Origin of the sequence: Melaminivora sp., from assembly GCF_032059615.1 — a bacterium.
GTDB lineage: Bacteria > Pseudomonadota > Gammaproteobacteria > Burkholderiales > Burkholderiaceae_C > Melaminivora.
Genome location: NZ_DAMCAM010000019.1, coordinates 1 through 14,880, shown reverse-complemented (window position 1 = coordinate 14,880; position 14,880 = coordinate 1). Strand labels below are relative to the sequence as shown.

General features: G+C 71.3%; 12 protein-coding genes. All 12 read right to left on the bottom strand.

What is annotated here, in order from left to right:
• Window positions 1-66: 66 nt before the first annotated feature.
• The 12 genes from RT051_RS06105 to RT051_RS06050 all read right to left on the bottom strand — a co-directional run bounded on the left by RT051_RS06105 (window position 67) and on the right by RT051_RS06050 (window position 14,470).
• Window positions 67-2,088 (bottom strand): SpoIIE family protein phosphatase, encoded by a 2,022-nt coding sequence (locus tag RT051_RS06105; RefSeq protein WP_313073680.1) that lies wholly within the window; start codon window positions 2,086-2,088, stop codon window positions 67-69.
• A 4-nt stretch (window positions 2,089-2,092) separates the two neighbouring features.
• Window positions 2,093-2,932, bottom strand: coding sequence for a hypothetical protein (locus RT051_RS06100; protein ID WP_313073677.1), 840 nt, complete (start codon window positions 2,930-2,932; stop codon window positions 2,093-2,095).
• Complete coding sequence (locus tag RT051_RS06095; RefSeq protein ID WP_313073675.1) at window positions 2,922-3,683, bottom strand: hypothetical protein; 762 nt, start codon at window positions 3,681-3,683, stop codon at window positions 2,922-2,924. Before RT051_RS06095 ends, RT051_RS06100 begins: the two co-directional genes overlap by 11 nt.
• On the bottom strand, window positions 3,680-4,813 hold the full coding sequence (locus RT051_RS06090; RefSeq protein WP_313073673.1) for an alanine racemase: 1,134 nt from the start codon (window positions 4,811-4,813) through the stop codon (window positions 3,680-3,682). The genes RT051_RS06095 and RT051_RS06090 overlap by 4 nt, the downstream gene beginning before the upstream one ends.
• Complete coding sequence (locus RT051_RS06085) at window positions 4,810-5,490, bottom strand: GNAT family N-acetyltransferase (RefSeq protein WP_313073670.1); 681 nt, start codon at window positions 5,488-5,490, stop codon at window positions 4,810-4,812. Before RT051_RS06085 ends, RT051_RS06090 begins: the two co-directional genes overlap by 4 nt.
• Window positions 5,487-6,422 carry an ABC transporter substrate-binding protein gene (locus RT051_RS06080; RefSeq protein WP_313073668.1) on the bottom strand — a complete coding sequence of 312 codons (936 nt, stop codon included), beginning with the start codon at window positions 6,420-6,422 and terminating at the stop codon, window positions 5,487-5,489. Before RT051_RS06080 ends, RT051_RS06085 begins: the two co-directional genes overlap by 4 nt.
• Before the next feature lie 161 nt (window positions 6,423-6,583).
• Window positions 6,584-8,944, bottom strand: a complete 2,361-nt coding sequence (locus RT051_RS06075) for an MFS transporter (RefSeq protein WP_313073666.1) — start codon at window positions 8,942-8,944, stop codon at window positions 6,584-6,586.
• Between the two features lie 45 nt (window positions 8,945-8,989).
• Window positions 8,990-10,189 carry an acetyl-CoA C-acyltransferase gene (locus tag RT051_RS06070; RefSeq protein WP_313073664.1) on the bottom strand — a complete coding sequence of 400 codons (1,200 nt, stop codon included), beginning with the start codon at window positions 10,187-10,189 and terminating at the stop codon, window positions 8,990-8,992.
• Window positions 10,186-12,027, bottom strand: a complete 1,842-nt coding sequence (aceK, locus tag RT051_RS06065) for a bifunctional isocitrate dehydrogenase kinase/phosphatase (RefSeq protein WP_313073661.1) — start codon at window positions 12,025-12,027, stop codon at window positions 10,186-10,188. The genes RT051_RS06070 and aceK overlap by 4 nt, the downstream gene beginning before the upstream one ends.
• Window positions 12,028-12,113: 86 nt before the next feature.
• The gene (gene can, locus RT051_RS06060; RefSeq protein WP_313073658.1) at window positions 12,114-12,776 is read right to left on the bottom strand and encodes a carbonate dehydratase; all 663 of its coding nucleotides are present in this window, start codon (window positions 12,774-12,776) and stop codon (window positions 12,114-12,116) included.
• A 50-nt stretch (window positions 12,777-12,826) separates the two neighbouring features.
• Window positions 12,827-14,014 carry an isovaleryl-CoA dehydrogenase gene (locus RT051_RS06055; protein ID WP_313073656.1) on the bottom strand — a complete coding sequence of 396 codons (1,188 nt, stop codon included), beginning with the start codon at window positions 14,012-14,014 and terminating at the stop codon, window positions 12,827-12,829.
• Between the two features lie 48 nt (window positions 14,015-14,062).
• Complete coding sequence (locus RT051_RS06050) at window positions 14,063-14,470, bottom strand: MerR family DNA-binding transcriptional regulator (protein WP_313073752.1); 408 nt, start codon at window positions 14,468-14,470, stop codon at window positions 14,063-14,065.
• Between the last annotated feature and the right edge of the window lie 410 nt (window positions 14,471-14,880).

Genomic DNA, 14,880 nt, shown 5'->3' with positions numbered 1-14,880 from the left:
CGGTCAAAACCCGCGCAAACCCTTGTCAGTCAACGGGGTTGCGCTATCAATAACTGCAAGCCCTGATCAACAGGCCTCGGGGCCCTGGTAGCGCAGGGCCACGCAGGTGATGTCATCCGCCTGGGGCGCGCCGCGCTCGAAGGCGTGCACATCGGCCAGCACGCCTTCGGCCAGCGCCGCCGGGGCGGGCGAATGGGGCTGCGCGAGCTGCTGCAGCGTCGCCTGCAGGCGCTGCTCGCCGTACTCGCGGCCGTCGGGGTCGAAGGCCTCGGTGACGCCGTCGGTGTAGAGAAACAGCTGCTCGCCCGGGCCCAGCTGCACGCTGGCGCTGCGATAGGGAAAGCCCTCGTGCACGGCCACCGCCATGCCGCCGGTGCGCGCCAGCGCGGCGAGGCTGCCGTTCGCGCGCAGCAGCCAGGGCGGGTTGTGCCCGGCGTTCACGTACTCCAGCCGGCCGCTGCGCAGGTCGAGCACGCCATAGAACAGGGTCACGAACATCATCTGCTCGTTCTCCGCGGCCAGCAAGTCGTTGAGCTGGGCCACGCACTGCGTGGGGTCGGCGACGAACTGCGCTGTGGCCTTGAGCAGGGTGCGGGTGATGGTCATGAACAGCGCCGCCGGCACGCCCTTGCCCGAGACGTCGGCGATGACGAAGCCCAGGTGGTCGTCGCCGACGAAGAAATAGTCGTAGAAGTCGCCCCCCACCTCGCGCGCCGGGGTGATGTGGCAGTGCAGCTGCACGCGCGCATCGCGCGGCGGGTTGCGCGGCAGGATGGACAGCTGCACCTGCGCGGCGATCTGCAGCTCCTGCTCCAGGCCCGCCAGGCGGGTCTTGGTGACCAGGGCCTCGCGCAGCTCCTGCACCATGCCGGTGAGGCGCTGGTGCTGGTCGATCAGTCGGCCCGACAGCTCGTTCATCACGCCCGCGAGCTGGCGCAGCTGCTCCTCGTCGCTGCTGCCGGCCTGCCAGGCCAGGGGCTGGTGCGTGGCCTGCGCCAGCGTCTGCAGGCGGGTGCGCAGCAGCCGCTCCTGGCGCCGGCGCACGCGCTCGCGCAATGCGCGCGTGGCCGCCAGGTCCTCGGCGTTGCGCCGGAACGTCGCCACGGCGCGGGCGATGCGACCGATCTCGTCGTTGCCGCCGCCAGGCAGCTGCACGCTGGTGTCGCCCTGCGCCAGCGCCTGCAGCACGTCGATGGAGCGCTCCAGGGGCTTGAGGCTGCGGCGCAGGTACCAGTTCAGCCCCAGCAGCACGGCCAGCAGCAGCGCCGCCGTGCCGCCCAGGGCCAGCCGCCCGAGGAAGGTGTGGGCGCGGGCGCTGGCGCTCTGGTCGAGCAGCGCCACCAGCGTGCCCGCGGCGTGGCCGGACACATCGCGCACCGGCAAGCTGCTGAGCAGGTAGCTGCGGCCGTTGAGCTGCAGGTCGCTGCGCTGCAGCCCGCGCTGGGCCATGACCGGGCCGGCGGCCTGCCACAACGCGGCATCGGTGGTGGCCAGCAGCCGGCCGCGCAGGTCCAGCAGGGTCAGGGAGGCGCCCGTGCGCCCGGCCATGTGCGTGAGCGCGTGGCGGGCGTTGCGCGCCAGTACCAGCACACCGGCCTCGCCCCCGCCAGACAGGCGCCGCGCCGAGAGCACCAGCGCCCGGCGGGCGCCGATCACGCGCAGCCCGTCCACCGCATCGCCCACGGCGGCGCGCTCCAGGCTGTCGGCGTCCAGCAGCTCGCGCGCCAGCGACGGCCCCAGCACCAGCGGGGCACGCTCCAGGCCGAGCACCGCCACCTGATCCAGCGGCTGCCCGGGGCCGGGCCCCAGCTCCATGTCATGCAGCAGCCGTGCCAGGGCGGCGCCGTCGTTCTGGCGCACGGCGGCCTCGAACCCAGGCTGCATCATGAGCTTGTCGGCATGTTCATCGAGCGCCTTGTCGTGGGCGGCCAGGGCCTCGTCCCACAGGGCTGCGTGCGCGGCCTGCACGGCCACGGTCAGACGCCGCTCCAGCAGCTCTTCGCGCAGTGCGGTGGCCAGGCCCCAGCCCAGGCCCGCCAGCAGCAGGCCGGCGGCCACCATGGCGGTGATGCGGGTGCGCAGCAGCATGGCGTCAGTCCTTCCCGTCCGGGCCGTGCACCGGCGGCGCGGCCGGCAGCTCCGCGCCGCTGTCCTGCACGATGCGCTCGATGCTCGGGCGCAGCCGGCCGTCAAAGTCGGTGGCCAGCAGCTCCCGGGCGTAGGTCTGCACGGCCTTGCGCGCCTCGTGCAGCCGGGCGTCGCCCTGGTCCAGCGCCAGGGCGAGCGCCGGCAGGCCGCGCGGGGTGGACGCCGGCTGCGGGGCGTGCGCCCGGGCCGGCGCCCGGCCCGCCAGGCGCGCGAGCACGCGGCGGCGCTGGCGCTCCATGCGCGCGCCGGGGCCGAGGGCGGCGGCCAGCGCGGCGGCCAGCGCCAGGCCCAGCACCAGTGCGGCGGCCTGCACCCTTGCGCGGCGCAGCAGGGCGCCGATGCTGGCCGCCGGGTCGGCCGCCACGGCCACCGTGCCGGCCTGGGCGGGCAAGCCGCTGATGGGTCGGCGCACCACGCTGGTCAAGCCATCGTGCGCGGGCGCACGGACGCCCTGGACGGTGTGCAGCACGCTGCCATCGGCCTGCTCGACGGTGATGCGCGTCAGGGCCGGCTGGCGCTGCAGGGCTGCCTGCAGGTAGGCCGGCACGCCTGGCAGCTCCTCCAGCGGGATGCCCAGCCGCGCCGCGCGGCCCAGTTGCTGGGCCAGGGTCTGGGCGACCGACTGCGCCAGCGCCCGGGCGTCCTCGCGCGCGGTGCGCGCGCCGCTGCCCCGCAGGTCATGCAGGGCCCACAGGGCGCAGAGCCCGCCCACGGCGGCCAGCACGGCAAAGACCAGCGCGCCCACGCGCCAGCGCAGGTCCTGCGTCCAGTGCTCAGCCTTCATGGTCGATGGCCTCCAGGTGCTCCATCCCTTCCCGGGCGCGCTGCAGTCCGGCCTGCCAGGCCAGCCTTTGCTGCCGGGCGGCGTGCGCCAGGGGCGTCTGCCCGGCCGCCTCGGGCGGCGGGTCCGTGGCGCTCAGGATGCGGGCGGCCGCGTCGTAGGGCCGGCCCAGGCGGCGCAGCCCCAGCTGGACCAGGCCCACCGCCGCCAGGGCCGCTAGCAGGCCCACGACCAGCCAGTCGAGCAGGTGGCGGCTGCTCTCGTACCACTGCATCAGGGTGGGCGGCTCCTTGGCCGTGGTCAGGGTGAGCACGATGCCGCCGGCGGCCTGGCCCAGGTCGTTGTCGAAACGCTGGCCGATCTGGCGCTGGCCGGGTGCCGCACCCTGCCAGGGCTCCTGCTGCGCCAGCAGTGCCCGCCACTCCCCGGGCACGGGCCCGCCGCGGCTGCCCGTGTCGGTGCTGTAGAGCACCGTGCCGTCGGGACTGAACACGTCGATGGTGATGATGCCGGAGAAGGCCGCCTGCTCGCGTTCGAGCATCTCCTGCAGCGCCTGCAGCTGTTCGAGCTGCAGGCCGGTGGCCAGGTAGTTCTCGGCCGTGGTGCGCAGCTGGCGCAGCAGGTAGGCGTCGCGCTGCGCCGCCATGTCGGCCCGGTGCAGCCGGCCAGTGTGCTCGCCCAGGGCCCAGAGGCAGGCCATCAGCGCGCAGACCCCCGCCAGCACCAGCGCCAGGATGCGTCCGGCCTGCGTCATGCCGGGCCCCCGGGCGTCGCGCTGCGCTGCGCCGCCAGGCGCGCGGTGAGGGTCAGCAGCACGTTGGGCGCCACCCCGGCCCAGCCGGCCACGGTCGCCAGCGGCTGCTGCGGGCCATAGACCTCGGCCCACATGCCGGGGACCACCTCGCCGGGCGCATGGGCGCTCACATCGACCCCGACCAGCCCCATGGCGACGCCGCCCAGCACCGGGGCGGGCCGTCCAGCCACCATCAGATGGCCCCGGTTGACCAGGCCGAAGGGCAGGCCGTCGCCATAGCCCAGGGCCACCGTGGCGACCCGGCAGGCGTGCGTGGTGATATAGCTGCCGGCATAGCCGATCTCGGTGCCGGCAGGCACGTCGACCACCCGCAGCACGGGCGCTTCCAGGCGCGCCACGGGGTGCAGCGGCGCGCCCGGCGCCCCGGTTGGCACGCCCCACAGCGCGCTGCCCGTGCGCACGTGGTCGAAGTGCCACTGGTGCCCGGCAAAGACGCTCGACGAGGTGGCGATGCTGCGCGCGGCAGCCGGCAGCGCCCCCGTCCACTGCTCGAAGCGGCTGCGCTGCTGCAGGCACTGGGGTGCCGCGGGGTCGTGGAAGCGCCCCAGGTGGGTCAGCCACAGGAGCGGCCGCGCGTCGCGCCACAGGGCTCTGCCTGGCTGCAGCAGCGCCAGGTCGGGCAGGCCAAAGCCCAGGCGGGTCAGGCCGGTGTCCAGCTGCACCGCCACGGGCAGGGGTCCGCCGGCTGCTGCGGCGTACCCGGCCAAGGCGGCCGCCTCATGCGGCCCGGCCAGCACCGGGGTCAGTCCGTGGGCGCCGAAATCCCGTGGGTCGGCCCCGGCCAGCCCGTTGAGCACCCACAGCTGCAGGCCCTGCGCCCGGGCATCGGCGGGCAGGCAGGCGGGCAGCGCCAGCGCCTCGCGCGCCGTCGCAACCCAGAAATCGCGGCAGCCCAGCGTCCACAGCGTGGGCACGACGTGCTGCACGCCCAGGCCGTAGGCGTCGTTCTTGACCACGGCGCCGACACGCGCATGCGGACAGGCACGTTGCACGGCCCGCCAGTTGTGCGCCAGCGCCTGCAGGTCGACGACGAGGCGCGGCCCGTCGTGCGCCAAGCGGTCGGCGCTCATGGCGCGGCCCACCCTGCGGGCGGCTCCAGGCGCAGGCAGGCCGCAGTCGCGCCGGGCGCCACGCCGCGCCAGCCCTGGTCGAGCAGCGTCTGCTGGCGCGCCAGGGCGTCGGAGCCCAGCTCCTGCGCGGCCCCGGGGTCGCCGGCCCAGCAGGCCGTACCCGCCGGCTCGCGCGCCAGCAGATAACGCGCATGGCCGCCGTAGCGGTACTGCAGCGCGCGCACCGCAAGACCGCAGGCCAGCAGGCTGTGCCAGCTGGCAGCGTTGCCGGGCGCGGCCGTGGCAAACACTGCCTCCGGCCCGGCCAGCGCCAGGCGTTGCAGGATCAGCTGGCGCTGCAGGCCCCGCCCGCGCCAGCGCGGATGGACGACGGCGCCGGCGAGCTTGCGCAGGGGCGCCTGCGGTGCCAGGCCCAGCAGCGCATGCGGCCGGTCTTCGGGCAGCAGGTCATGCTGCAGCACGCCGTAGGCGACGAGCGTGCCTTCCTCCCACGCTCCCAGCACGTGGCCGCGGCCCTGCAGGAGTTCCTGCAGGAACTGCAGGCTTTCGGGCTTGACGATCTGCGCCGGCAACCCGGCGATGCCCAGCAGGTGCAGGTCGTGCATGGCCTGCAGGTCTTGCAGCTGCAGCGCGCGCCAGTGCAGCGCCGGGCCGTGGGCAGGGCCTGCCTGTGTCATGAAGCGGGCTCCGGCGCCGCGCCGACGGCGATGACCTCGGCGTAGTTGAGCATGTCGATGGGCGGGTACAGGCGCAGCTGGTGCGCCACGCGCATGTTCACCAGCAGCGAGAAGCGCTTGAGCGTCTCCACCGGCACGCTGCCCGGCGCCTTGCCACCCACCAGGATCTCCGCCGCCTTGGCCCCGGCCAGCTGTCCCACCGACCAGTAGCGACTGACCAGCCCGAGCAGCGCGCCGCCCGAGCGCACGGCCAGCTCGGCCGCGCCGAAGGTGGGCAGCTGCAGCTGCAGCGCCGCCGGGGTGACACGCCCGTAGAGCGTGCCGAGAAAGGTGTCGGGCAGCAGATAGAGCCACTGCGCGCCGGCGGCGTGGATCTCGGCGACCAGGTCCTCCACGCCATCGGCCAGCGGCTGGGCCTCGGCGCTGGTGCGGAAGGTGCGCGCGATCAGTTCGGCGCCCTGCGCCTCGCACCAGGCCCGCGTCTGGGCCACGATGGCCTGCGAATTGGGCTCGCCAGCGTTGTAGAGCACGCCCATGGCATGGAACGGCCGATAGCTGTGCATGACGCGCAGCTGCACCTGCGGCGGCACCACGTGCACGGCACCCGTGACGTTGCGCCCGGGGGCCTCCAGGCGCGGCACGATGCGCGACTGCAGCGGCGCTGCCACCAGGGCGAACACCACCGGAATGTCGTGGATGTACTGCTGGCGCGTGTCCTGCGCATCGAACGGGCCGACCAGCGCCAGCGTGGCGGGCGTGCCCCAGACGTAGATCAGGTCGGGGGCGAGCTGGCGCGCCTCCTGCACGATGGCCGGGATGCGCGCCACGTCCTGCTGCACGTCGCGCACGGTGTAGCGCACCTGCAGGCCGGCCTCGGCCAGGTAGGCGCGAAAGCCGCGGTCCACGTCGGTCTCGCCGCGGAAAGTGACCATGAGGATGTGGAAAGACCGCCCGGCGGCATGGGCCAGAGGTACCAACAGGGGCAGGCCGGCGTGCAGGCAGTGGCGGAGGAAGGCTCGGCGCGACATGGCGGGTGTGCGTTATCCACCCTGTCGCTCGCGGTCCGGGCGTCAAAGGCGTGGCGCGCAGTCTCTCACAAGTGGCGCCGCGCGCCCACGGCCGGGCGCCGCAGTGTCCAGCCATAGGCCAGGCTGCCGCAGACGGCCACGGCGCCCAGGACCGCTGCTGCCGGTCCGAAGCCCAGCACGGGCAGCAGCCAGGCCCCGCAGACCGGACCGAGCGCGCTGCCGCCGCGCTCGGTGAGCCGGAACAGCCCCAGCACCGACGCCCCCTGCAGCGCTGGCAGGCTGCGCGCGCGGTCGGCCACCAGGGCCGACTGCGGCGTGATCGACAACGCCTGCCCCGCGCCCAGCCCGAGCAGCGCCAGCGCCAGGGTCAGCGGCGCGCTCGCGCCGGGCCAGGCCAGCAGGGCGCAGGCGCCGGCGAGCAGGCCGCCCGCGCAAACGAAAACCTCGCGGCGGCCCCAGCGATCGGCCAGGCGCGCTGCCAGCGGCACCAGCAGCACCATGGTCAGCGGGTAGAGCGTTTGCAGGCGGCCGGTGGCGGCGCTGCCATATCCGAGGTCCTGCAGATGCAGGGGCAGCAGATAGAAACACAGCCCGGCCAGCAGCAGCTTGGCCGGCAGGGCACAGCCCAGCAGCAGGGGCGCCAGGCCCGGCTGGCGCAGCAGGGCGGCGGGTGACAGCGGCGCGGCGGGTGCGACCGCGGCAGGCGCCGCGCGCGTGGCCGGCATCTGCCCCCAGGCCACGGCCGCCGCCAGCGCGGCCAGGCCGGCGGCCACCGCCAGGGCCCACCCGGTACCCCAGCGCTCGGCCAGCATGCCGCCCAGGGGCGGCCCGCACAGCCCGGCCACCAGGATGGCGCGCACGAACTGCGCCAGGCTGCGCGCCCGGTCCCGGGCGGACGAGCCATCGATGACCGCGCCCTGCGCCGAGACGAACACCATGGCAAACCCCACGGCACCCAGGGCCCGGGCGCCCAACAGCGCCTGGAACTGCGGCACCCAGGCGGCCCAGGCCAGCCCGGCCGCGCCCAGCAGCGCGCCGAGCACCAGGCCGGAGCGGCGCCCGAACCGCTCCGACCAGGAAGCCAGCGGCCATTGCAGCAGCGCCACCAGCGCCAGGAACACGACCAGCGGCAGGCCGGCCAGGGTGTCCGCCGGCAGACCCCAGTGGGCCGGCGCCAGCGCGCGCGCCCAGGTCGGCAGGAAGGGCCGCGTGACTTCCTCGGACAGCATGAAGAGAAACAGCGCCGGGCGCACCGCCGCGGCCGACAGGGGCCGCCACGCAGCGCGCGAGCCCGCTGCAGCGAGCCGCACGTTCCGCGCCTGCAGGATGCTGAGCGCCCGCGCGCCGCGGGTCCCCAGGCCCAGGGCCACCCACTCCAGCGCCAGCAGCAGACAGATCGCGCCCAGGAAGGCCATGTCCAGCAGCGTGCCGCGCAGCTGGCGTGCCAGCGCTTGCGGGTCGAGCTGCAGCAACACCCGGGCTACCGGGGCCCCTTCGCCGGCGATGCGTACGGGAGCGGCGACGGTCCAGGGACCGGGCTGGAGCGCCGTGCCGGCCAGCAGTTCGCCGTCGGGGGCATGGATGGCGAGCGCCATGATCTCGGGGCTGCGCGCGCGCAGGGCCTCGGTGTGCCGGCCCACGCCGGCCAGGGAGCGCAGCGGCACGCCCGCCTCCAGGGCGCGCGCCACCAGCGCGGCGCTGGAACGCGCCACGGCCGCCGCCTTGGCGCGCTGGTCCGGCGCCATGCTGGCCTGGCCCGCAGCAGTGGCCCGGGCGCCCAGCCACAGCAGCGCAGTGGCGAGCAGCACCAGCGCGGCCAGCACCAGCCGGGTGCGCGCGTCACCCCGCGTCCGGCCCCGGGCGGCACGGCGCGCCAGCCAGCCGCAATACAGGGCCAGGCCCGCGGCGACCAGCAGCAGCGCCGGAACCAGGGCGCGCCAGAGCACGCCTTCGAGCTGCTGCCGGGCGCTGTGCAGGGCAGAAGCGTCATAGCGCATCTGCACCCAGGCGACCGCCTGCCCCAGGTCGTTACGGATGGGTGTGCGCCACTGCGCGAGGGCCGATGGGTCGGGGACGGGCTGCGCGGCCGCGCCAGCCCGGGCAGGTGCCGCCAGCAGGACCTGCCCAGCAGGAGAGACGATGGCAAACGATAGCAACGCCGGCTCCAGCGCCGCTTCGCGCGCCAGCAGGTCGGCCAGCGGGGTGCCGGGAGCCAGGGGAGCGCCCAGGGCCAGGGCGTTCTCGGCGGCCGTGGCGGCGCGCTGCCCGGCCAGTGCGAAGCGGGCCGCGAATGTGTCCTGCTGGGCGTTGCGCAGCGTGGCCTGCAGCAGCAGGGTGCCGGCCAGCAGCGTGGCGGCGCAGACAGCGATCAGCAGGGCGGCAAAGCGCCACAGCAGCCGGGCCAGCGAACCCTGCGGCCCGTGCATGTGCTTTTGCCTGTCGCCCGCCCCGATGCTGGCCGCGCCGCCGGGTCAGACCAGCTCGATGGCCATGGCCGTGGCCTCGCCGCCGCCGATGCACAGCGTGGCCAGGCCCTTTTGCTTGCCGCTGCGCTGCAGGGCATGCAGCAGCGTGACCAGGATGCGGGCCCCGCTGGCGCCGATGGGGTGGCCCAGGGCGCAGGCACCGCCATGCACGTTGACCTTGTCGTGGGGCACGTTCAGGTCCTTCATGAGCGCCATGGGCACGACGGCAAAGGCCTCGTTGATCTCCCACAGGTCCACGTCTTCCACCTTCCAGCCGGCCTTCTTCAGCGCCTTCTCGGTGGCGCCGACGGGGGCGGTGGTGAACCATTCCGGCTCCTGCGCGTGCGTGGCGTGGGCGACGATGCGGGCCAGTGGCCTGGCGCCCAGCTCGCGCGCGGTGGACTCGCGCATCAGCACCAGGGCGGCGGCGCCGTCGTTGATGCTGGAGCTCGACGCCGCGGTGATGGTGCCGTCCTTCTTGAAGGCGGGCCGGAGGCTGGCGATCTTGTCCAGGCGTGCCTTGCCCGGGCCCTCGTCCTCGGACACGGTGACTTCGCCCTTGCGGGTCTTGACCGTGACCGGAGCGATCTCGTCCTTGAATGCTCCTGAATTCGTAGCATCTTGTGCCCGCTGGACGCTGGCAATCGCGAATTTATCCTGGTCCTCGCGGGTGAACTGGTACTTGGCGGCGCAGTCCTCGCCGAAGGTGCCCATGGAGCGGCCGGGCTCGTAGGCGTCCTCCAGGCCGTCCAGCATCATGTGGTCATAGACCTTGTCGTGGCCCATGCGGTAGCCACCGCGGCCCTTCTTCAGCAGGTAGGGCGCGTTGGTCATGCTCTCCATGCCGCCGGCGACCATGACGTCGCGGCTGCCGGCAACCAGCTGGTCGTGCGCGAGGAGGGTCGCCTCCATGCCGGCGCCGCACATCTTGGACAGGGTGACGGCACCGGTGCTGCGCGGCAGGCCGGCGGCGTGGCCCGCCTGGCGTGCCGGCGCCTGACCCTGGCCGGCCATCAGGCAGTTGCCGAACAGCACCTCATCGACCTTCTCGGGTGCGATGCCGGCACGCTCGACGGCAGCGCGGATGGCGGCGCCGCCCAGCTCCCAGGCCTGCAGCTCGGCAAAATCGCCCTGGAAGGCGCCCATGGGCGTGCGCGCGGCTCCGACGATGACGACGGGGTCTTTTTGTGTTTGCGGGGAGTTCATGCGGGGGCTCCTGAAAGGGTGGAAGCGGAGGAAGAAGAAACGGCGGCGCCGGCGCGAAAGCGCCGCTGCACGTCGTAGGGGAACACGTCATGGACATGGCCCACCTGGATGCGCTCCTTGTGCGACTGCCAGAACGTCACGTCCAGCAGGTCGGCATGGTGGCGCAGGAAGATCTCGCGCACGGCCGGGTTGCCGAGCAAAAAGGGCGCGAAAGTCTCGGGAAAGACGTCGTGCGGGCCGACCGGCCACCAGACCTCCCCTGACAGCTCGTCGTCCTCGTTGCGCGGCGGCGGCACGCGGCGGAAGTGGCAGTCGGTGAGGTACTCGATTTCATCGTAGTCGTAGAACACGACCTTGCCGTTGCGGGTGATGCCGAAATTCTTCCACAGCATGTCGCCCGGAAAGATGTTGGCCGCCACCAGGTCCTTGATGGCGTTGCCGTATTCGACCACGGCATGCTCCAGCGCCCGCCGGACCTCGGGCTTTTCCAGGCCGGCGTCGAAGCATTCCTGCAGGTGGATGTTCAGCGGAATCATGCGCCGCTCGATGTAGAGGTGGCGGATGATGACCTCCTCGCGCCCGTCGCCGTCCCGGTCGCTGATCTCGATCTGGCTGGGCGCGTGCCGCCGGATCTCTTCGATCAGCTCGTCGGAGAAGCGCTCGCGCGGGAAGGCCACCAAGCTGTACTCCAGCGTGTCGGCCATGCGGCCCACGCGGTCGTGCTGCTTGACCAGCAGGTATTTCGCCTTGACCTGCTCGCGCGTGGTGTCCTTGGGCGCCGGAAAGCGGTCCTTGATGAGCTTGAAGACGTAGGGAAAGCTCGGCAGGTCGAACACCAGCATGACCATGCCGCGGATACCGGGCGCGATGCGAAACTGGTCGCTGGAATACTTCAGGTGATGCAGGAAGTCGCGGTAGAACAGCGTCTTGCCCTGCTTGGCCAGACCCAGGGCCGTGTAGAGCTCGCCCCGGGGCTTGCGCGGCATGAGGCTGCGCAGGAACTGCACATAGGCGCTGGGCACCTCCATGTCCACCATGAAGTAGGCACGCGCGAAGCTGAACAGCATCTGCAGGTCGGCCTCGCCGAACAGGGCCGCGTCGATGATGAGGCCGCCACGCTCGCCGTGCAGGATGGGCAGGGCAAAGGGCAGCTCGGCAAAGCCATTGATGATCTTGCCCACCAGGTAGGCACCCTTGTTGCGATAGAACAGGCCGGTCAGTGCCTGGACCTGGAAGTTGCTGCGCAGCTTCACGGCGCCCAGGCGCCCGGCGATCGCCTGCACCACCAAGTCGACGTCGCGCGGCAGGTCTTCGAAGGGGCGCTGCAGCGCCAAGCCTTCCACCAGGGCGATCACGGTCTCGTGCAGCCTGCCCTCCCGGGGATAGTAGGCGCGGTAGGTCGGGCGCGCCGCCGGGTCGTCGCTTTCGATGTATTCGGTGCTGACGGCCGGGCGCACGAAGATGAAGTCGTTCTGGAAGTGCGTGCGGTGCAGGATCTTGGTGGTGACCGAGTTGAAGAAGGTCTCGGCCAGCTCGGGCTGCAGGTGGTTGACCATCAGGCCGATGTAGTGCAGCTTGACCTCGTGCCACACGTCCATTGGCAGGGCGCCCGCGCCGAACTCCTTGTCGAGGCGGCGCACGCACTCCTTGACGCGCAGGTCGTAGAACTCGATGCGCTCGCGCTGCGCGCGCTGCTGGCCATGCCAGTCGGCTGTCTCGAAGCGGTGCTTGGCGCGCGCCGACTCGGCGCGAAACAGCCGATAGTGGCGGTTGAAGCCGTCCAGCATGGCCTTGGCGATGCCGAAGGCCTGCGGAGCGTCGAGGCGTTCAGGAAACATGGCGGATGCGGGTCCCTGCAGGCTGGCGGGTCATGCCGCTGTCTTGTACCCGGCGTGCGCCGTGACCCCTGCCCTGGCGCGCGCCGTCAGGCGCGCTCGCGGGTGGCGACGCGCTCCACGGCACGCCGCTGCACCTCGTCCAGCCCGCCGGCGCCCGGCACCGTCACCTCTACGTTGGTGATCAGGCCATTTTTCAGGCTGTAGCACCAGCCGTGCAGGGTCAGCGCCTGCCCGCGCGCCCAGGCATCGTGCACCACGGTGCTGTGCGCCACATTGGCCACCTGTTCGATGACGTTGAGTTCGCACAGCGCGTCCAGGCGCCACTGCGGTGACAGGCCCTCCAGAAGGTCAGCGTACTTGTCGCGCACGTCCTTCACGTGGCGAATCCAGTTGTCGGCCAAGCCCACGCGCATGTCCTCCAGGGCCGCGCGCACGCCACCGCAACCGTAGTGGCCAACGACCATGAGGTGCTGCACATGCAGCTGGTCCACGGCGTACTGGATGGTGGACAGGGCGTTCAGGTCGCTGGGCACGACCACATTGGCAATGTTGCGGTGCACGAACACCTCGCCCGGCTCCAAACCCGTGATCTGGTTGGCCGGCACGCGGCTGTCCGAGCAGCCGATCCACATATAGCGCGGCTTTTGCTGAGCCATCAGTCCGGTGAAGAAGCCCGGCCGGTCACGCTCCATCTCCTGCGCCCATTCGCGGTTGTGTACGAACAGTTCTTCAATGGAGGTGGTGGTCATCGGGGCTCCTTTAGGGGTGGAAAGAAGGAATGGGCGCTTCCACTGCTGCGTCAGCAGGTCTCTGCAAAGAGCTCGCGGCCAATCAGCATGCGGCGGATTTCGCTGGTGCCGGCGCCAATCTCGTACAGCTTGGCGTCGCGCCACAGGCGGCCCAGCGGGTATTCGTTGATGTAACCGTTGCCGCCGTAGATCTGGATGCCCTCGCCTGCCATCCAGGTGGCCTTCTCGGCGGTCCAGAGAATGACGCTGGCGCAGTCCTTGCGCACCTGGCGCACGTGGTCGGTGCCCAGCATGTCCAGGTTCTTGGCGACCGTGTAGGCAAACGAACGTGCAGCCTGCAACACGGTATACATGTCGGCGACCTTGCCCTGGATCAGCTGGAACTCGCCGATGCTCTGGCCAAACTGCTTGCGGTCGTGGATGTAGGGGATCACGTTGTCCATGACGGACTGCATGATGCCCAGAGGGCCGCCAGTGAGCACGGCGCGCTCGTAGTCCAGGCCGCTCATCAGCACCCTGGCGCCGCCGCCCACCTGACCCAGCACGTTCTCGGCGGGCACCTCGACGTTCTGAAACACCAGCTCGCCCGTGTGGCTGCCGCGCATGCCCAGTTTGTCGAGCTTCTGCGCAATGGAGAAGCCTTTCATGCCTTTTTCGATCAGGAAGGCCGTCACGCCGCGCGCGCCCAGCTCGGGCTCGGTCTTGGCATAGACCACCAGCGTGTCGGCATCGGGGCCGTTGGTAATCCACATCTTGTTGCCGTTGAGCAGATAGTGGTCGCCCTTGTCCTCGGCCTTGAGCTTCATGCTGATGACGTCAGAACCGGCACCGGGCTCGCTCATGGCGAGGGCCCCCACGTGCTCGCCACTGATAAGCTTGGGCAGGTACTTGGCCTTTTGCGCCTCATTGCCATTGCGGTTGATCTGGTTCACGCAGAGGTTGGAATGCGCGCCATACGACAGGCCCACCGAGGCGCTGGCCCGGGAAATCTCCTCCATGGCCACCATGTGGGCCAGATAGCCCATCCCCGCTCCACCATATTGCTCGGGCACGGTGATGCCCAGCACGCCCAAGTCGCCCAGCTTCTTCCACAGGTCCATGGGGAAGCAGTCGCTGTGGTCGATCTCGGCCGCGCGCGGTGCGATCTCGCTCTGGGCAAACTCGCGCACCGCATCCCGCAACGCGTCGATGTCTTCGCCCAACTGGAAGTTCAGACCGGGTAACTGGGTGGTACTCATGGGTTCGGCTCCTGAAGCTGAGTGTGGTGACGTTTACGTAAACGTCAATTATCCAACACTTCCTGGATCGGACGGCTCGATTTTTTTCAGCAACTCCTGCGCCTCGCGCTCGTGCTCCCGCACTTCGTCCAGGTTGGCCTGCAGGTCCAGCATCTGCTCCTCGAGCTGCGCACGGTGCAGCGCCAGTACCTGCAGGAATTTGCGCAACTGAACCCCGGTATCGCGCGGGCTGTCGTAGAGGTCGATGATTTCCCGTGCCTCGGACAGCGAAAGCCCCAGCCGCTTGGCGCGCAGCGTCAGGCGCAGGCGTGTGCGGTCCCGCGCGCTGTACACGCGCACCCTGCCCCCCGGCCCGGTGCGCTCGGGCTGCAGCAGCCCCATGTCTTCATAGAAGCGCATGGCGCGGGTGGTGAGATCAAACTCGCGGGCGAGATCGCTGATGGAATAGGTGGCCATGGGAGAGGAACCTGCCTGCTTGCGCGGGCTTTCTGCCAGGCAGCAGAGGGAGTCTGAACATGGCGTTGACGTGCACGTCAATCGTAGCGCAAAGCGCAGGCCGGAAGGGAGAAGCAAGGCATCGGCAGAACGCATGTACATCGCCTGTCCTGCCGCGCGCTTGCCCGCGCCGCCGTCTTGTGCTGTTCTCAGCATGCGGCAGGCCACAACGATCACACGAAATACACCATATCCTTTCGCACGAGGAACGACGCGCCGGCGCGGCACTGCACGTCTCTGGTTTGCTTATCTCCTTGCCTGCTGCAGCCCTGTCTGCATTCTGGACAGCCGCCCTTATTTTCTTCAGGCTGTCATGAACGCCAACGCCCCTGCATCTTTCGATGGCAGGGGCGTTGTATGCTGCTGGGCTT